The sequence below is a fragment of the Streptomyces sp. NPDC048248 genome (genome assembly GCF_043201875.1).
Classification (GTDB): Bacteria; Actinomycetota; Actinomycetes; order Streptomycetales; family Streptomycetaceae; genus Streptomyces.
In genome coordinates this window covers 26,390-44,824 of record NZ_JBICZL010000015.1, presented here as the reverse complement: position 1 = coordinate 44,824, position 18,435 = coordinate 26,390, and the positions used below count along the sequence as shown (strand labels likewise).

The 18,435-nt window shown below is 71.8% G+C and carries 13 protein-coding genes; 8 read left to right on the top strand and 5 right to left on the bottom strand.

The genetic code is table 11. The features are described 5' to 3' along the window. Positions 1 to 7 precede the first annotated feature (7 nt). The gene (locus ACGFZW_RS29400; protein WP_393896280.1) at positions 8 to 1,630 is read left to right on the top strand and encodes an amidohydrolase family protein; all 1,623 of its coding nucleotides are present in this window, start codon (positions 8 to 10) and stop codon (positions 1,628 to 1,630) included. Here ACGFZW_RS29400 and ACGFZW_RS29395 read toward each other — a convergent pair. Continuing rightward, a complete protein-coding gene (locus ACGFZW_RS29395) occupies positions 1,627 to 3,948 on the bottom strand; it encodes a P-loop NTPase fold protein (RefSeq protein ID WP_393896279.1) in 2,322 nt (773 codons plus the stop codon). The genes ACGFZW_RS29400 and ACGFZW_RS29395 overlap by 4 nt on opposite strands. A 345-nt stretch (positions 3,949 to 4,293) precedes the next feature. On the opposite strand from ACGFZW_RS29395, the gene ACGFZW_RS29390 reads away from it, so the two are divergent. Beyond that, on the top strand, positions 4,294 to 5,505 hold the full coding sequence (locus ACGFZW_RS29390) for a pyridoxal phosphate-dependent aminotransferase (protein ID WP_393896278.1): 1,212 nt from the start codon (positions 4,294 to 4,296) through the stop codon (positions 5,503 to 5,505). 85 nt (positions 5,506 to 5,590) lie between these two features. After that, a complete protein-coding gene (locus ACGFZW_RS29385) occupies positions 5,591 to 6,019 on the top strand; it encodes a hypothetical protein (RefSeq protein WP_393896277.1) in 429 nt (142 codons plus the stop codon). Between the two features lie 108 nt (positions 6,020 to 6,127). Here ACGFZW_RS29385 and ACGFZW_RS29380 read toward each other — a convergent pair whose 3' ends face one another. Next, the gene (locus ACGFZW_RS29380) at positions 6,128 to 7,996 is read right to left on the bottom strand and encodes a phosphoenolpyruvate carboxykinase (GTP) (RefSeq protein ID WP_393896276.1); all 1,869 of its coding nucleotides are present in this window, start codon (positions 7,994 to 7,996) and stop codon (positions 6,128 to 6,130) included. Between the two features lie 245 nt (positions 7,997 to 8,241). Here ACGFZW_RS29380 and ACGFZW_RS29375 point away from each other — a divergent pair, with 245 nt between their 5' ends. After that, on the top strand, positions 8,242 to 8,967 hold the full coding sequence (locus ACGFZW_RS29375; RefSeq protein ID WP_393896275.1) for a hemolysin III family protein: 726 nt from the start codon (positions 8,242 to 8,244) through the stop codon (positions 8,965 to 8,967). A 426-nt stretch (positions 8,968 to 9,393) separates the two neighbouring features. Beyond that, positions 9,394 to 10,020, top strand: a complete 627-nt coding sequence (locus ACGFZW_RS29370; RefSeq protein ID WP_393896274.1) for a TetR family transcriptional regulator — start codon at positions 9,394 to 9,396, stop codon at positions 10,018 to 10,020. 112 nt (positions 10,021 to 10,132) lie between these two features. Here the strand turns inward: ACGFZW_RS29370 and ACGFZW_RS29365 are convergent, their stop codons facing one another. Next, positions 10,133 to 12,181: a thioredoxin domain-containing protein gene (locus ACGFZW_RS29365; RefSeq protein WP_393896273.1), complete on the bottom strand. Its 2,049-nt coding sequence runs from the start codon at positions 12,179 to 12,181 to the stop codon at positions 10,133 to 10,135. Positions 12,182 to 12,433: 252 nt separating this feature from the next. On the opposite strand from ACGFZW_RS29365, the gene ACGFZW_RS29360 reads away from it, so the two are divergent. Then, complete coding sequence (locus tag ACGFZW_RS29360) at positions 12,434 to 15,754, top strand: tetratricopeptide repeat protein (protein ID WP_393896272.1); 3,321 nt, start codon at positions 12,434 to 12,436, stop codon at positions 15,752 to 15,754. A 72-nt stretch (positions 15,755 to 15,826) separates the two neighbouring features. Here ACGFZW_RS29360 and ACGFZW_RS29355 read toward each other — a convergent pair whose 3' ends face one another. Together ACGFZW_RS29355 and mca are read right to left on the bottom strand one after the other, a co-directional pair. Continuing rightward, positions 15,827 to 16,075, bottom strand: a complete 249-nt coding sequence (locus ACGFZW_RS29355) for a hypothetical protein (protein ID WP_393896271.1) — start codon at positions 16,073 to 16,075, stop codon at positions 15,827 to 15,829. 4 nt (positions 16,076 to 16,079) lie between these two features. Next, entirely contained in the window at positions 16,080 to 16,952 is an 873-nt protein-coding gene (gene mca, locus ACGFZW_RS29350) for a mycothiol conjugate amidase Mca (protein ID WP_393896270.1), read from the bottom strand. Between the two features lie 131 nt (positions 16,953 to 17,083). On the opposite strand from mca, the gene ACGFZW_RS29345 reads away from it, so the two are divergent. Together ACGFZW_RS29345 and greA are read left to right on the top strand one after the other, a co-directional pair. Beyond that, a complete protein-coding gene (locus ACGFZW_RS29345) occupies positions 17,084 to 17,494 on the top strand; it encodes a DUF4307 domain-containing protein (RefSeq protein ID WP_393896269.1) in 411 nt (136 codons plus the stop codon). A gap of 338 nt (positions 17,495 to 17,832) precedes the next feature. Then, positions 17,833 to 18,330, top strand: a complete 498-nt coding sequence (gene greA / locus ACGFZW_RS29340; protein WP_393896268.1) for a transcription elongation factor GreA — start codon at positions 17,833 to 17,835, stop codon at positions 18,328 to 18,330. The last annotated feature ends 105 nt before the right edge of the window (positions 18,331 to 18,435 follow it).

Sequence of the window (18,435 nt, the reverse complement as noted above, 5' to 3'; positions counted from 1 at the left end):
CCCACCCATGGACACCGTGCTCCGCGACGTACGCGTCATCGACGGGTCCGGCGGTCCGTCCTACCGCGCCGATGTGGCCCTGGCCGATGGCCGGATCGCCGAGATCCACCGCGAGTCGGACAGCGGTCCCCGCCCCACCGCGGCACGCACGGTGGAGGGCCACGGCCTCGCCCTCTCCCCCGGCTTCATCGACATGCACGCGCACAGCGACCTCGCGCTGCTCCGTGACCCGGGCCACGAGGCGAAGGCCGCCCAGGGCGTCACCCTCGAAGTCATCGGCCAGGACGGCCTGTCCTACGCACCGGTCGACGACCGCACGCTCGCCGAGGTCCGCGCCCAGATCACCGGCTGGAACGGCGGCGGCCCCGGCAGCACCGACATCGACTTCAGCTGGCGCACCGTCGGGGAGTACCTCGACCGCCTCGACCACGGCTTCGACGGCAACGGCATCGCCGTCAACGCCGCCTACCTCATCCCGCAGGGCACCGTCCGGATGCTCGCCATGGGCTGGGACGACCGGGACGCCACCGCCGACGAGGTCGCGCGGATGAAGCAACTCGTCGCCGAGGGGCTGGAGCAGGGCGCCGTGGGTCTCTCCTCGGGCCTGACGTACACCCCGGGCATGTACGCCTCGGACGCCGAACTGACCGAACTGTGCCGGGTGGTGGCCCGCTACGAGGGCTACTACTGCCCGCACCACCGCTCCTACGGCGCGGGCGCCCTCCAGGCGTACGAGGAGATGGTCGACCTCACGCGGGAAGCCGGCTGCGCACTGCATCTCGCGCACGCCACCATGAACTTCGGCGTCAACGAGGGCCGCGCCCCGGAGCTGCTGACCCTGCTGGACCGGGCGCTGGACGGCGGCGCCGACATCACCCTGGACACCTACCCCTACACCCCCGGCTGCACCACGCTGGTCGCCATGCTGCCGAGCTGGGCGAGCGAGGGCGGCCCGGGGGCGATCCTGGCCCGCCTCCGGGACGACGCCACCGCCGAACGCCTCCGGCACGTCATGGAGGTGGAGGGCGCGGACGGCTGCCACGGCGTGCCGATCGAATGGGACAAGATCGAGATCTCCGGCGTCAGCGACCCGGCGCTGTCCGGCTACGTCGGCCGGACCGTGGCCCGCAGCGCCGCGGAACGCGGCGAGGAGCCCTGGGTCACCGCCCGCCGGATCCTGATCGAGGACCGGCTCGGCTCGACCATCCTCCAGCACGTCGGCCACGAGGAGAACGTCCGGCAGATCATGCGGCACCGCGTGCACACCGGCGGCAGCGACGGCATCCTGCAGGGCGACAAGCCGCACCCCCGCGCCTACGGCACCTTCCCCCAGTACCTCGGCAAGTACGTCCGCGAGGAGGGCGTGCTCGCCCTGGAGGAGTGCGTCGCGCACCTGACCTCTCGCCCCGCGGCCCGTCTGCGGCTGCCCGACCGCGGCCTGGTCCGCGAGGGCTACCGGGCCGACCTGGTCGTCTTCGACCCGGACACGGTCGCCGCCGAGTCGACCTTCGAGGTCCCGCGGACCCTGCCGACCGGCATCCCGCACGTCCTGATCGACGGCCGCTTCGTGATGGCGGACGGCAAGCGGACGGACGTTCTCGCGGGACGGTCGGTGCGGCGTACGGCCTAGTCGGAGGCCGGCTCGGATGTCGGCGCGGACACCGGGTCGGAGGCCGGCTCGGACGTCGGGCCCGGCGGCGGCGGTGCGGCCGGACCCGTGGGGACGCGGGCGTGCTCCTGGAGGACCGCCAGCACCAGGTCGTGCAACGCCTGCTCGTTGTTGGTGAGCCCGGCCCCGAGCGCCGCCGCCCGCTCCTCCCGTTCCGGGCTCTGCCGGATGGTGTAGAAGATCACCGGCCCGTCGTAGACACCGTCCTGCTTCAGCCGTTCCACCATCGCGAAGCCCGCGGACCGGTCCCGGCCCCTGCTGATGTCCGAGATCAGCAGGTCGGGCTTGCGGTGCCGGATGGCGGTCGCGGCGGCGCTGCTCTGCGCCTCGTGCCGCACCTGCAGCCCGAGGGTCTCCAGCACCTCACGCGCCGCGGCCTTGCGCTCCGGCTGGTCGTCCACCCACAGGACGTCCAACGGCGGCCTGGCGTACGCGGCCGGCGCACCGTAGCCGGGCTGCTGGTATCCGGGCGGTGCGGCGTATCCGGCCTGCTGCCCTTGGGTGTACCACCCCGGCGACTGGTAGCCGCCCTGCGGTTCGTACTGCTGCGGGGCCGGATCCTGCAAGGGCGCGGGCCGCTGCCGATAGGACGCCGGCTCGGCGTACTGCTGCGCGGGCGGCGAGCCGTACCCCGCCGGAGCCTGCTGCCCGGCGGGCTGCGGCTGGGCCTGCCCGGCCGGCGGAGTCGGCCGGGACACCCACGGCGTGCCGTCCCCCGGCCAGGCGAGCGGCGGGCCGAACCCCGTGCCGGAGCCGTCCGGGTGCGGCAGCGGCAGACCGCGCCACAGCGGCTCCCACTCCCGCGACATGCGGGTGGGCTCGCCGGCGGAGCCCAGCGGGCCCTCGCGCAGCCGGTACAGCAGCCGGTCCGCGTCGGGGCGCGCGGTCAGCTCGTCGACGAGTGAAGTGAAGGCCGGGTTGACCACCAAGTCGGGGAACTCGTTGGGCAGTTGTCGCTCCAGCGCCGCGAGCACCACCTCTCCGGCGGCATCGAGCAGTTCCGGCAGCCCCATATCGTAGGAGGCGAGGAAGTCCCGCGCCTCCGCCAGCTCCTCGGCGGACGCCCCGCCCGCCGGCGCGAGCAGCGTCCGGCGAACCTCGCGGTAGCGGCGGAATTCGGCCACCACATCGCCGTCGATGGTGCCGGAAGGGCCGGTCATCATCCGGTAGAAGTCGGGATAGAAGTACTGGAGCAGCAGGGTCCTGATCACCGCGCCGGGTCCGAAGTCCCGCCAGACCGGGTTCAGGGTGGCCTCCAGTACGAAGCCGTTCATCAGGCGCTTGATGCGCCGGGGGTTGCGGCCCGAGCGCTGGGCCAGCAGGTCCACCAGCGCGTCGTCGAGCAGCGGCTCCACGCCCGCGGTCCGCGCACACCAGCGGATGTAGTCCTTGACGCCCGGGCCGTCGGCGGCCGGGATCCGGTAGCTGGTCTGGAAGATCTTCTCCATGAACGCGGAACCGGCGGGCGAGAGGTCCCGCAGCAGTCCGTTCGGCCCCAGCGCCGACCGGTCGCAGCCGACGACGAACGCCAGGCCCGGCACGTCCAGATAGACCTTCACCGCCTCGCAGACCGCCAGGACCGTCTCCTCCGAGCAGCGGTCGAGGTCGTCGATGAAGACCACCAGCAGCCGACGCGGCCGGAAGTCGTCGGTCTCGGCCCACTCCTGCACCAGGTCACCGATCGCCCCGCGCATCTCGTTACGGGCCTGGGAGTTGACCGACAGGCTCTTCCACAGCTCGTTGACCAGACCGGCCACTCCGAGCGGGCCCGCGGCGACGGTCATCAGGGCGCGCAGCACGCGCAGCAGGGCCCGCCGCTCGGACACCCGCTGGAGGCCGCGTCGCAGCACCCGCCGGTCGAACCGCATCAGGACGGACTTGATCAGCCCTTCCAGCGCGTCGGCGCCGGTCGAGGTCCAGGCGTTGTACCAGACGGTGTGCACCTCGGGCGCCTGCGCCAGCTCGGCGTCGACCAGCCGCATCAGGCTGCTCTTGCCCATGCCCCAGCCGGCGTCGACGGCGAGGGTGAAGGGAGTGGAGGCGCGGGAGGCGACCAACAGCCCGGCGAGCTGGCGGGCCGCCCGGCCGGCGCCGAGCAGGTCCTCACCGGGCTCGGCCACCGGCTCGTCGTTGAGCAGGGCGAACGGCCCGTGCGGGCCGGCGGTCGGCGCCGAGCGGGGTAATCCGGTGGGCTCGAAGACGCCGGTCGGGGCAGGTGTCGGCATCGGCGTCCGCACACCGCCCGGCCCGGGCCCGGCCCCCAGGGGAGAAGTGGCCATCGTTGCCCCCGATGTGGTCGGCTCGTCGAAGGTGGTGTCAGGGCGCGGTCCCCGGCTCCGGCTCCGGCTCCGGCTCCGGCTCCGGCTCCGGCTCCGGCTCCGGCTCCGGCTCCGGCTCCGGCTCCGGCTGGATCTTGACCGCCCGGTCGCCCGGAGCGTACCGCCGCGGTGCTCCCGCCCGCCCGGCTCCCACGAAATCAGTGCACCGCACAGGACGCCCCCCGGACTCCCGCACCCCGTGGGGCACCCCCTCGTCACGTGGCGTGAGGAACCGCACACCATGCGCCGACCAGGGTGGGGAAAAACACCGAGCGGCCCGCGATGGGCGGCCGTAAGGTGGCGGACATGCAGGTGATCCAGTCAACGAAGCTCGCCAACGTCTGCTACGAAATCCGTGGCCCGGTGCTCGAGGAGGCCATGCGGCTGGAGGCGGCGGGTCATCGGATCCTCAAGCTGAACACCGGCAATCCGGCGGCGTTCGGCTTCGAGTGCCCGCCCGAGATCCTGGAGGACATCCTCCGCTCGGTCGGCACCGCCCACGGCTACGGCGACGCCAAGGGTCTGCTCTCGGCCCGCCGGGCGGTCATGCAGCACTACCAGACCAAGGGCGTCGACCTCTCGGTCGACGACATCTACCTCGGCAACGGCGTCTCCGAGCTGATCCAGATGTCCATGCAGGCACTCCTGGACGACGGCGACGAGGTCCTCGTACCGGCCCCCGACTATCCGCTGTGGACGGCCTCGGTGTCGCTCTCCGGCGGTACGGCCGTGCACTACCGCTGCGACGAGCAGGCGGACTGGATGCCGGACCTCGCCGACATCGAGCGCAAGGTCACCGACCGCACCAAGGCCATCGTCGTCATCAACCCCAACAACCCCACGGGCGCCGTGTACGACGACAGCCTGCTGGAGGGCATCGCGGAGATCGCCCGCCGCCACAACCTGATCGTCTGCGCCGACGAGATCTACGACAAGATCCTCTACGACGGCGTCACGCACACCCCGTTCGCCTCGCTGGCCCCGGACCTGCTGACCCTGACCTTCAACGGGCTCTCCAAGTCCTACCGGGTCGCCGGCTACCGCAGCGGCTGGCTGGCGGTCTGCGGCCCGAAGGCGCACGCCACCTCGTACATCGAGGGCCTGACGATCCTGGCCAACATGCGGCTGTGCGCCAACATGCCGGCTCAGCACGCCGTCGCCACCGCGCTCGGCGGCCGGCAGTCGATCAACGACCTGGTACTGCCCGGCGGGCGCCTGCTGGAGCAGCGCGACGCCGCCTATGAGCTGCTCACGGGGATCCCAGGGATCACCTGCGTCAAGCCCAAGGGCGCGCTGTACGCCTTCCCGCGGCTCGATCCCAAGGTCTACAAGGTCAAGGACGACCGGCAGATGGTCCTCGACCTGCTGCGGGCCGAGAAGATCATGATCGTGCACGGCACCGGCTTCAACTGGCCCGAGCCCGACCACTTCCGCCTGGTGACCCTCCCCAACAAGGACGATCTGACCGACGCCGTCACCCGGATCGGCTCATTCCTCGACGGTTACGGACAGTACTGACGCGGGGCGCTTTCTGTACGGCCCATAACTTTAGACAGTGTCTAAGCTAGGATGGTCTCCTAGACTTTCTTCAGGAGGCCGTCCCATGTACGAACCGATCCGCAACAAGTCGGTCCACAGCATGGCCGGTGACCCGGACTTCCCGCACCGCTCCCGCGAGGAGGAGCTGGACATCCGGCTGGCCGGACATCTGACCGCGCTGCTCACCGTCACCGACGAACTACACGCGCTGGCCCCGCGCGCCGGCGGCGCACTCGACGCCGCCGAGCTGACCGCGGCCGCCGACCGCATCGTCGAGCAGGTCGCCCGCCTCAGCGGCGGGCACCACCCGCTGCGCGCCGAACCTTCCGGCGGCGATCCGTCGCGCATCCCGGCGCTGCACCAGCGCGCCCGCATGCTCGCAGGGAACGCTCTGTCGGTCGCCACCTCCCGGCACGACGTCGCTGCCATGGCCCTGACGACCGAGCGCCTGGAGGCGCACACCACGGCGCTCCCGGATCTCGCCACCGCCTGACGGCGGCGGCCCGGCGCCCACACCCGCAGGTGCGCGAGCGACCTCGGCACACGCGCGGGGCCCCGCACCAAGTGCGAGGCCCCGGACGGGTGTTGAGCGAAGCGGTGACTAGCCGAGGCGCTGGACCAGCGCGCGGTACTCGTCCCACAGCTCCTTCGGTGTGTGGTCACCGAAGGTGTTGAGGTGTTCGGGGATCAGCGCCGCCTCCTCGCGCCACACGTCCTTGTCGACGGTGAGCAGGAAGTCCAGGTCGGCCTCGTCCAGATCCAGGCCGTCGGTGTCCAGCGAACCCTTCGCCGGGAGCACGCCGATCGGCGTCTCGACACCCTCGGCGGTGCCCTCCAGCCGCTCGACGATCCACTTGAGCACCCGGCTGTTCTCGCCGAAGCCCGGCCACACGAACCGGCCCTTGTCGTCCTTGCGGAACCAGTTGACGTAGTAGATCTTCGGCAGCCGGTCCCCGGCGCCCGCCCGCGCGGCGTCCTGCCCGACCTTGACCCAGTGGCCCATGTAGTCGCCCATGTTGTAGCCGCAGAACGGCAGCATGGCGAACGGGTCGCGGCGCAGCTCGCCGACCTTGCCCTCGGCCGCGGCGGTCTTCTCGCTGGCGACGTTGGCGCCGAGGAAGACGCCGTGCTGCCAGGTGAGCGACTCGGTCACGAGCGGCACCGCGCTGGCGCGGCGGCCGCCGAAGAGGATCGCCGAGATCGGCACGCCCTTGGGGTCCTCCCACTCGGGCGCGATGATCGGGCACTGTCCGGCCGGGACGGTGAAGCGGGCGTTGGGGTGGGCCGCCGGCGTCTCGGACGCCGGGGTCCAGTCGTTGCCCTTCCAGTCCGTGAGGTGGGCGGGCAGCTCTTCGGTCATGCCCTCCCACCAGACGTCGCCGTCGTCGGTGAGCGCGACGTTGGTGAAGACGGAGTTGCCCCACAGCGTCTTCATGGCATTGGCGTTGGTGTGCTCGCCGGTGCCGGGCGCGACGCCGAAGAAGCCGGCCTCGGGGTTGATGGCGTAGAGGCGGCCGTCCTCACCGAAGCGCATCCAGGCGATGTCGTCGCCGATGGTCTCGACCGTCCAGCCGGAGATCGTGGGCTCCAGCATCGCGAGGTTGGTCTTGCCACAGGCGCTCGGGAAGGCGGCGGCGACGTACTTGGCCTCACCCTGCGGCGGGGTGAGCTTGAGGATCAGCATGTGCTCCGCGAGCCAGCCCTCGTCACGCGCCATGACGGAGGCGATGCGCAGCGCGTAGCACTTCTTGCCGAGCAGGGCGTTGCCGCCGTAGCCGGAGCCGAAGGACCAGATCTCGCGGGCCTCGGGGAAGTGCGAGATGTACTTGGTGGAGTTGCACGGCCACGGGACATCGGCCTCGCCCTCGGCCAGCGGCGCACCGAGGGTGTGCACCGCCTTGACGAAGAAGCCGTCCTCGCCGAGCTCGTCGAGGACCGGCTGCCCCATGCGCGTCATGGTGCGCATCGAGACGGCGACGTACGCGGAGTCGGTGATCTCCACGCCGATGGCGGAGAGGTCGGAGCCGAGCGGGCCCATACAGAACGGGACGACGTACATCGTCCGGCCGCGCATCGAGCCGCGGAAGACGCCCTGCTCACCGGTGAAGATCTCCCGCATCTCGGCGGGGGCCTTCCAGTGGTTCGTCGGGCCGGCGTCCTCCTCCTTCTCGGAGCAGATGAAGGTGCGGTCCTCCACCCGCGCGACGTCGGTGGGGTCGGAGGCGGCGTAGTACGAGTTGGGTCGCTTGATCGGGTCGAGCTTCTTGAACGTGCCCTTGTCGACGAGCTCCTCGGCCAGCCGCTCGTACTCCGCCTCGGAGCCGTCGCACCAGACGACCCGGTCGGGCCGGGTGATCGCTGCGATCTCGTCGACCCAGGCGATGAGGCCCTGGTGACGGGTCGGGAGGGAGGCGTCCCCGGCGGGTTTGTCGGAGGGCTGGGCTGAGGGAGCCGCGTTGTCGCGCGCCACGATCGCTCCTAGATGAGGGGTATGGACGGATTGCTGCCCGGTTTGACCCGGGATGGATCCGCTGATCTTGAAATGTCTGCCCCTTGGGGGCCGCGACCCGGATGCTTCGTGACCGCTCATCCGGTGCCGACCGCACTCATTTGATCATCCGACCCTGAGCGAGTTCTGTCCAGAGGGCGCTTTCGTGACCGTCACCACTTCAGGACGAATCCGTAACTTACGGTGGCGTAGATAGCATTGCCGCCATGACTTCCGCGCCCGACGCCACCGAGAGCCACTCATCCCGCGTGCCTCACACGGCAGAAGCGGTCGCCGCAGTCGCCGCGGCGGCCGCGCCGCTCAAGCCGAAACTCCGCGGCTGGCTGCACGCCGGAATGTTTCCCGCGGTGCTGCTCGCCGGCATAGTCCTCACCGCACTCGCGGACAGCACCCGCGGCCGCATGGCCTGCGCCATCTTCGCGCTCAGCGCGTGCCTGCTCTTCGGCACCAGCGCCCTCTACCACCGCGGCAACTGGGGCCCGCGGGCCGACGGCGTGCTGCGCCGCCTCGACCACGCCAACATCTTCCTGATCATCGCGGGCACCTATACCCCGCTCACGGTGCTCCTCGTGCCCGGCACTCGCGGCCAGACGCTGCTGTGGTCGGTCTGGGGCGCCGCACTGGGCGGCATCCTCTTCCGCGTCTTCTGGGTCGGCGCACCACGCTGGCTCTACACCCCCTGCTACATCGCCATGGGCTGGGCCGCCGTCTTCTTCCTCCCCGACTTCCTGCACGCGGGGGGAGTCGCCGTCCTGGTCCTCGTCATCGTCGGCGGGCTGCTCTACAGCGCGGGCGGCGTGATCTACGGAATCAAGCGCCCCAACCCCTCACCGCAGTGGTTCGGCTTCCACGAGGTCTTCCACTCCCTGACGCTCGCGGCCTTCGTGGTCCACTACGTCGGCATCTCCCTGGTGGCGTATTCGCGCAGCTGAGCCCGCCCGCCTCCGGGCCGGCCCCCCCTCGCGCGCCACCGTGGCCGCGGCCTGATGGCCGCGGCCACGCGCCGTACCCAGCCACCGAGAAGCCCGACACCGCGGCGAGAACCCGACCAACGGCGCCGCACGCGAAGCCCCTGCCACCCCACACGGCAGCAAGCACGAAATCCACAAGAACCCCAGGTCGCATACCGATCCCCACCCCTCCACTCACCGTGTGTGACCGACCACTCGCCACAGCGTGACACACGCCACTGACAAGCCGGGTTTCGTGGGCGGGTCGGACACTGGCCTCCGCCTGCTGGAGCGCAATCACCGGACACGGCAGAAGAGTTGGCGGAGCTCGCGGCACCACCGCACAGACGGCGCACTGCCACGCACGCACGAGGCGCACCCGAGGCGCTCTCGCCGACAATGACGTCCATGGTCCCCGCCCGCGCCTCCGCCACCACCCCGTCCGACACCCCGAAACCCGGGCTGCGCGAACGGAAGAAGATCAAGACCCGCCGGGCGATCCGCCGGACCGCCTACCGGCTCTTCGAGGAGCTGGGGTACGACGCGACGCCCGTCGGCCGGATCGCCGAGGCCGCGGACGTCTCACCCAGCACGTTCTTCCGGTACTTCCCCACCAAGGAGGACATCGTGCTGACGGACGAGTACGACGCGCTGCTGGCGGCCGGCATCCGTGCCCGCCCGCACGACGAGCCGTTGGTCGACTCGCTCCGGCAGGGCGCCCTCGCCGCCTTGCGCCAGCTCGCCGGCCAGGACCGCACCGACCTCCGCCGGCGCGGTCGCCTGATCCGCGACGTCCCGGCGATCCGCGGCCGCACGGCGGAGATGGCCGCCCGGGACACCGCGGCGATCAGCGCCATCCTGGCCGAGCGCACCGGCCGCCCCGCCGATGACCTGGAACTGCGTGTCATCGGCGCGGCCGCCGTCGCGGGCCTTCAGGAGGCGCTGCTGCACTGGGCAGAGGACGGTTGCACCACCCGCCTGGAAGACCTGATCCACCGGGCGATGGACGTCCTGGCGCGTGGCCTGGCCGTGTGAGGCACGGTCGGCGGGGCTCCGGGCGGGGCGACCGCCCGTGAGCGACGCGCCGGCCGATCACCGCCCACGCCGGCGGAGCGACCCACGCGCCCCACAGGGCGGCTCGCTCCCCTTACGGCCGCAGTCGCTCCGCCAGTTCCGCCGGGTCGGTCGTGGGCCGCTCACAAGTGAAGTGGCGGCACACATAAGCGGCCGGCTGCCCGTCCACCAGGGGGCGCTCCATCAGGAGCGGTACCTGGCCGGCGTCGTCCGAGCCGGGTTCGCCGAGGGCGACGACCGCACCGGGGGCGGTGCCCAGCAGGGCGGCGCGGTGCAGCGCGCCGGTGGCCGGGTCGCCGGGCGCCCCGACGACGGCGACCTCCCGCGGTCCGTCCAGCGCCGCCTCGCCGACGGCCAGTCCCCAGCCGATGAAGCGGGGGGCCCGGGCGCTGAGGGCCGTGACGATCCCCAGAGCCCGCTCCGCGGCGTCCCGGTGGAGGGAGCTGCCGGTCAGGGCGGCGTACGACAGCAGGGCGCCGGCCGCGGCCGTCCAGCCGGAGGGCGTGGCGTTGTCCGTCGGGTCCTGGGGGCGGCGGATCAGGGCCTCGGCGTCGGCGGCGGTGTCGTAGAGCGCTCCGTCCTCGGCGGTGAACTGGACGAGCACGGTGTCCAGGAAGAAGCCGGCGAAGTCCACCCAGACGCCCTCCCCGGTGACCGAGGCCAGTGCCAGGAAGCCTTCGGCGACGTTCGCGTAGTCCTCAAGGACACCGGAGTTGGCGCCGGGCACGCCGTCGCGGGAAGTGCGGTGCAGCCGGGCCTGCCAGTCCATGTGGACCCGGACCAGGAGGTCGGCCGCGTCGGTGGCCGCCTGGATCAGGTCCGGGCGGTCGAAGTAGGCGCCGGTCTCGGCGAGCGCGGCGATGGCCAGCCCGTTCCAGGAGGCGACGATCTTGTCGTCGCGGCCCGGCCGCTCCCGCTCGTCCCGCGCCGCCAGCAGCCGGCGCTTGACCGACAGCAGCCGCTCGTCGTCCACCGGACCGTCGACCGCGGGGAGTTGGAGGACGGAAGCGCCCTCCTCGAAGGTGCCCTCCTCGGTGACGCCGAACGCTTCGGCGGCGAATTCCGCGTCCTTGTCACCGAGCACCGCGCGCAGCTGTTCCGGCGTCCAGACGTAGTAGGCGCCCTCGACGTGCTTGCCCGTGCCGTCGTCGCTGTCCGCGTCGAGCGCGGAGGCGAAGCCGCCCTGCGCGGTACGCAGCTCGCGGACCATGAATTCGGCGGTCTCGATCGCGACGCGGCGGGCCAACTCGGAGCCGTCGGCCCGCCAGAGATGGGCGTAGGTCCGGCACAGCAGGGCGTTGTCGTAGAGCATCTTCTCGAAGTGCGGAACGGTCCACGTCGCGTCCACGGCGTAGCGGGCGAAGCCGCCGCCGAGCTGGTCGTAGATGCCGCCGCGTGCCATGGCCTCGCCGGTGGCCTGCACCATTTCCAGGGCCGCTTCGGAGCCGGTCCTTGCGTGGTGGCGGAGCAGGAATTCCAGCGCCATGGACGGCGGGAACTTGGGCGCGCCGCCGAATCCGCCGCGCGTCGCGTCGAATTCGCGGGTCAGGCCCATCAAGGCGGCGTGCAGGTCCTGCGGGGCCGGCGTCCGCTGATCGCCCGCGGGCAGCGTCGCCGACAGCGAGCGCCCGGACAGGTCGGCCACGATCCGGGCGGCGACCTCGCCGACCTCTTCGCGGCGGTCGGCCCAGGCGCTGCGGACGCCCTCCAGGATCTGCGCGAAGGAGGGCATGCCGTGGCGGGGCTCGGGCGGGAAGTACGTACCGAAGTAGAACGGCTCGGCGTCGGGGGTGAGGAAGACGGTCATGGGCCAGCCGCCCTGACCGGTCGCGGCCTGAACGGCCTCCATGTAGACGGCGTCGACGTCCGGCCGCTCCTCGCGGTCGACCTTGACGGACACGAAGTGGTCGTTGAGCAGGGCGGCGGTGGTCTCGTCCTCGAAGCTCTCGTGGGCCATGACATGACACCAGTGGCAGGAGCTGTAGCCGACGCTGAGCAGCACCGGCACACCGCGCCGCCGCGCCTCCTCGAACGCGTCGGTGGACCACGGCCACCAGTCGACCGGGTTGTCGGCGTGCTGGAGCAGATACGGGGACGTCTCATGGGCCAGGCGGTTCGGCATACCACCATCCTCTCCCAACCGGGGTCCCGGAGTCGGGAGCGGAGGGAGTTATCCACAGGCCTGCCGTAATTCGCGTGGACGGGGAACACTGTGCGTACGGCGACGATCACCGCCGGGGCGTGGCCGCGGGCCTGCGGCGACCTTCCGGAGCGGGTCGGGCCGTGCACGACCGCCGGGGGTCAGCCTGAGCACGCTGAGGTCCGGAGACCGCTGGAACTGCTGAACTGCTGGAACTGCTGGAGGGGGACACACATGCCGGGCTCACTGGCTGTGCTGCGCGAGGGCCACCGGGCGGAAGCGGACGGGCTGTTGGCGCGAGCCGTCGAGGAAGAGGTGCGGCGTTCGGGCGGGAGGCTCGACGGCGGCACGCTGCTCAGCAGAGCGCGGGCGGCACTGGAGGATCTGGCAGGCGCCGCGTCCGAGGAGTACGCCGAGTACGTCCGGGCGCTGGACGAGGCCGCGGCAGGTCACCGGCCGCTGAGCGAGCGGCTCTCGCGCCGGGAGCTGGCCACCCCTGCGGTGGCGACGGCCGTGGCGGCGCTGGCCGCCTTCGGCACGGACCTGGCCTACGGCACGGGCGCCGGCGCCGCACTGGGCGCGGGCTCCGCGGTGGTGCTGGCGGGTGCCGCTGCGACGGTCGTGAAGCTGACGGCCGGACACTGGCCGGCGGCCCACCGGCAGGCGGGCATGCGGGGGCAGCCCGGCGGCCCGGAGCAGCTGCGGCTCCAGTGGCTGACGGCCTTCGAGGTGCGTGGCGTCCGGCCGTTCCTGGACCAGCAGCGGATGCTGGCGGCGGCGACCCGTGGTGGCGCCTCGTCGTCCGCCGGGGGCTCTCCCGGCGGGAAGAAGTCGAGCGCGTGGGGAACGGTCGCCGCGAACGCCGGCCGGGTGGTGCCGCAGCTGCGCGGGACGGACCGCAGTGCGGCGGCTCGCCAGCGGTCCGTGCTGGAGCAGTCCTTCTCCCAACTTCCGCGCGCCGACGCCCCGTTCGCCGGCCGGCGGGCCCAGCTGACGCAGATCGCCCAGTGGGTGCACGCCGCCCGCGCGAGCACGGAGACCAGGCCGACGGTGGTGGTGCTGCACGGCGAGCCGGGCTCGGGCCGTACGGCGCTGGCCGTGCGGGCAGCCCACCAGCTGCGGGATCAGTTCCGCGGGGCGTGTGTGGTGGATCTGCGCGGCGATACGCCGGGCGAGGTGCCGTTGCCGACGCGGGACGCGCTGCTGCACCTGCTCAACCGGCTGGGCGCACCGCGCGAGCAGCTGCTGTTCCGCGAACGCCCCTCCCAGGAACAGCACGTCAAGCGGCTGACCGACCTCTACCACCAGCATCTGACCGGCCTCCCGGTGACGGTGCTCCTGGACGACGCCTCGGATCCGGAGCAGGTACGGACGCTGGTGCCGGACCGCTCCGACAGCCTGGTGCTCGTCACCTCCCGGGCACCGTTGGAGCTGCCGGAGGACCTCCAGGCATGGGTGCATCATCTGCCGGTGGGCCCGCTGGACGCGGCGGGCACCGAGGAGCTGCTGCGGGACGCCACTCCCCCGGACGAGGCGGCGGGCGAGGCCGGCCCGTACGACTCACGGGCGATCGACGAGATCTCCGAGCTGTGTGCGGGTCTGCCGCTGGCCCTGCGCGTGGCGGGCTCCTCGCTGGGCTCGCGCACCCCTGCCTCACTGGCAGCGGACCTGGCGGCCCGCGGGCCGGTCGCACCGGTCGAGCGGGCCCTGGGGCTTCGCTACGCCGACCAGTCGGAGGCTGCCCGGCGACTGCTGCGACGGCTGGCGCTGGTGGGGCACGCCTCGTTGGGCGCGGCGGCCGCGGCGGCGCTGCTGGGCGTCGAGGTCCCGGAGGCGGAGCGGCATCTGTCCACGCTCGCGAAGGCCGGTCTGGTCGAGCATGTGCGCGGCGAGCGCTACCGACTGCACGCCCTGGTACACCGCTTCGCGCACGCCCGCCTGGTGGACGAGGAGGAGCCGGGTGAGCGCGGCGCGGCGCAGGAGCGCCTGATCCGGGGCTACGCGGAGCTGGCCGACTCGGTCATCCGCCTCGTCGACGGCCGTACGTCCACACGCGCCGACCGCTTCGGTTCGCACGGCTTCACCTCCCTGGACGCCGCCCTGCAGTGGCTGGACGACGAGTCCAGCTTCATCACCGCCGCGCTGCGGCACGCCGACCAGGACGTCGACCAGGCAGCGGTCTCGCATCTGCTCGGCGCCCTGGCCGACTACTGCCTGTTGCGCGGGGATCTCTACCGCCTGGGCGAGCTGAGCGAGCTGACCCGGGCCGTCGGCCAGGGACTGCTGGTCCGCTCGGTGCAGTGGCGTACGGGCGTCGCGGCCCGGCAGCTGGGCGAGCTGGACACGGCGCGGACGACGCTGTCGTCGGTTGTGGACCTCTATTTCGAGGCCCAGCATCCGGCGGGCGCCGCCCGCGCGCTGCGCGACCTGGGGATCACCCTCCAGCAACAGGGAAACCTGACCGAGGCCGCGGCAAAGCTGCGGGAGGCGCTGGGCATGCAGTCCGGCACCGATATGCACGGCGACCGGGCCTGGACGCTGCACGCCCTCGCGGCGGTCGAGCGGGACCGGGCGCACATCGCCGAGGCTCTGGAGCTGCTGCGCGAGTCCCTGGCGCTGCACGAGGAGAGCGAAAGCGTGCACGGCCAGGCGTGGGCCCACTTCCAGCTCGGTCAGGTCTATCTGCGGATGGGCGACGTGCCACGGGCGGACGCCGCGTTGCACTCCGCGATGGAGCTGTACGGCCGCACCCACGACGAGCGCGGCGAGGCCTGGGCGATGACGCAGCTGGCGCGCGGCCGCCTGGTGGACGGCGATCCGGGGCCGGCCGTCGATCAGCTCCGCCAGGCACTCCCCCTGCACCACCAGCACGAGGACGCCCGGGGCGAGGCATGGACGATGTACTACCTCGGCCAGGCTCTGGAGGAGCGCGGCGAGCACGACGCCGCGCTGCGCCAGCTGGAGCGCTCGCGCACGATGTTCAGCCGGATGCAGGACGGCTACGGCCTGGCCTGCGCGCGGCACCACTCGGGGCGGGTGACCCGCGATCTGCGCGCGGCGCAGACCGGCTCGCTGCGCAACAGCGGCTTCGCCCGGCAGCTGCTGCAGGACGCCCGCAAGGACTTCCAGCGGATCGGGGTGCCGCACGGCGAGGCGTGGTCCTGCCTGGAACTGGTGATCATCGACGCGGGCAACGGCCGCGCGGCGCAGGCACTGGAACTGGCCGACGAGGCCGGGCAGATATTCGCCGGCTACGGCGACCGGCGCGGCGAGGACTGGGCGCGCTTCCTGCGCTGCACGCTGCTGCCGTTCGCCTCACCTGGCGGTTCCGTGGTGGGCACGGCCGTCGCGCAGGAAGAGCTGGCGCAGCTGGTGCGGGCGGGGCATCCCGCGCGGGATTCCAAGCTGGAGGACTGCGCGGAGACCTTCACGCTGCTGCTGGAACGCGGCGTGGAGCCGGAAACGGGGTGGCAGGCCTGGCAGCTCGGCATGGTGCCGAACCGCCACGCGCGAGAGGTCATGGGAGTGCCTGTCACGCAGACCCCCGCCGAGTGATGTCCCGTGGCGGGGGTGCTCCGGCGCTCCGCCCGGCTCGCTGACCGCGGGGTCAGCGAGCCGCCGGAGGCGTCAGCTGGTCTTCGGCTCCGGGGCCGTCGGGGCGGCGGAGGCGGCAGCGGCCGTCTCCCCCTCCTCGGGCTGCTCCTCGAAGTCCACCTTCTTCATCTGCTTGTTCATGGACTTCATCAGCAGCCAGACGGCGCCGCCGATGATCGCGAAGACGATGAAGCCGAGGACGCCGGGGGTCACCTTGTCCTTGTCGAAGCTGTCGGCAAGGGTGACGAAGTGCGTCATGGCGAGGGTGCTTGTCGCGCTCATGGGCTCAATTGTTGCGGATGCCCGCGAAGAGGTCGTCCTCGGGGAGGGAAGTGTCCACGCGCGACTTCGCCAGCTCGTACTCCTCGGTCGGCCAGACCTCGCGCTGGATGTCCATCGGGACCCGGAACCAGCCGCCGTCGGGGTCGATCTGGGTGGCGTGGGCGATCAGCGCCTTGTCGCGGATCTCGAAGTAGTCCGCGCAGGGCACGTACGTGGTCAGCGTGCGCTCGCGCTGCTCGAACTGCTTCCAGCGCTCCAGCCACTCGCCGTAGGGGGACTCCATGCCGCGCTCCAGCAGCGCCTCGTGCAGCGCGACGGTGCGCGGCCGGTTGAAGCCCTGGTTGTAGTAGAGCTTCTGGGGCTGCCAGGGCTCGCCGGCCTGCGGGTACTTCTCCGGGTCGCCGGCCGCCTCGAAGGCCACCATCGTGATCTTGTGGGTCATGATGTGATCCGGGTGCGGGTAGCCGCCGTTCTCGTCGTAGGTCGTGATGACCTGCGGCTTGAACTCGCGGATCAGCTTCACCAGCGGCTCGGCCGCGGCCTCGACGTCCTGCAGCGCGAAGCAGCCTTCGGGCAGCGGCGGCAGCGGGTCACCCTCGGGCAGGCCGGAGTCGACGAAGCCGAGCCACTCCTGCTTGACGCCCAGGATCTCCCGGGCCTCGTCCATCTCCTTCTTCCGTACTTCGTGGATGTTCTCCTCGATGTACGGGTCGCCCTGGAGTTTGGGGTTGAGGATGGAACCTCGCTCACCGCCTGTGCAGGTGGCGACCAGCACGTCCACCCCCTCGGACACGTACTTGGCCATGGTCGCCGCACCCTTGCTCGACTCGTCGTCGGGGTGGGCGTGGACGGCCATCAATCGCAGCTGCTCAGTCAAGACTCGATCCTCAGTGAAAGGCCGGAGAAGGTGCCTCCTATAGTGACCGAAGCGAGGGGGCACTGTATTCCCTGGGCAGGGGACCTCCCGGGTTCCGACCGCCCCGGGCCCCCGTACCAGGAGGAATGATCATGACGGCGGCGCGCGAAAAGCTCCCGGACGGACGCTACGGCCGCTCCGCGGACGCACGCGCGGACCGCAAGCTCAAGATCATCGGAGCCGTGCTCGGCGTCGCGTTGCTCGGGGTGCTCGGCTGGATCGGCGCCTCGTACATCGCCGGGCAGGACCTCAGCGCGCGGGTGATCGGCTGGGACGCGGTGTCGGACCACGCCATCAAGGTGCACCTGGAAGTGATCAAGGGCGAGGACGACACGGGAGTGTGCACGCTCCGCTCGCAGGCCGAGGACGGCTCCGAGGTGGGCCGCAAGGACGTCACCATCGACCGGCGCGCTCAGCAGGTCGACCAGGAGATCACGCTGCGCACGACGAAGCGTGCGACGAACGCGGTGCTCGTCGGCTGTACGGCGTCCGGCAGCAGCTGACCGGACCCGGACCCGCGGCAGGGCCCGGACCGACCCGGATCCGCTCCACGGGGACAGGCCCCGGACCGGCCCCGCACCGGCCCCCGTGGAGGTGCAGACCTCCGTCACGCCCCCACGGGCCCCGCCCCACCCGTCCGGCATGCCCGACGCACGGGGCCGGGCGAGGCGGCTTCCGACCGCCTCTGATCAGCGAAGATGCGTTCCTGTGCGTTCCCTGTAAATTTCCTCTTCCCCGTTTTGTGCCGGAATTGTTAGGCTCGTGGTTTCGCCCACCCGTGAAGGCGCAAGTCTTCCTGGTAGGGCGTTTGATTTATCCCCAGTACCGACGAGGAGCACCTGTGACCCAGACCAGCGAGAACGTCACCTGGCTGACCCAGGAGGCGTATGACCAGCTCAAGGCCGAGCTGGAGCACCTGTCTGGTCCCGCACGCGCCGAGATCACCGAAAAGATCGCGGCGGCCCGCGAGGAAGGTGACCTGAAGGAGAACGCCGGGTACCACGCGGCCAAGGAGGAGCAGGGCAAGCAGGAGCTTCGGGTTCGCCAGCTCACGCAGCTGCTGCAGACCGCCAAGGTCGGCGAGGCTCCTGCCACCAGCGGTGTGGTGGCCCCCGGCGCGGTCGTCACCATCGCGTTCGACGGAGACCCGGACGACACCCTGACCTTCCTGCTGGCCTCGCGGGAGTATGCGAGCTCGGACATCGAGACCTACTCCCCGCAGTCGCCGCTGGGCGAGGGCGTGAACGGCAAGAAGGTCGGCGCCAACGCGGAGTACGAGCTCCCGAACGGCAAGAAGGCGGCCGTGAAGATCCTCGACGCCAAGCCGTACACGGGCTGAGACCCGGCGTCCCACGGACGAAGCGGCGGACCGGGAGCCTGGCAGGCTCCCGGTCCGCCGCGTCGCTGCGGGCGGGGCGGCGTGGGGCGTCAGGCCGGCGCCGAC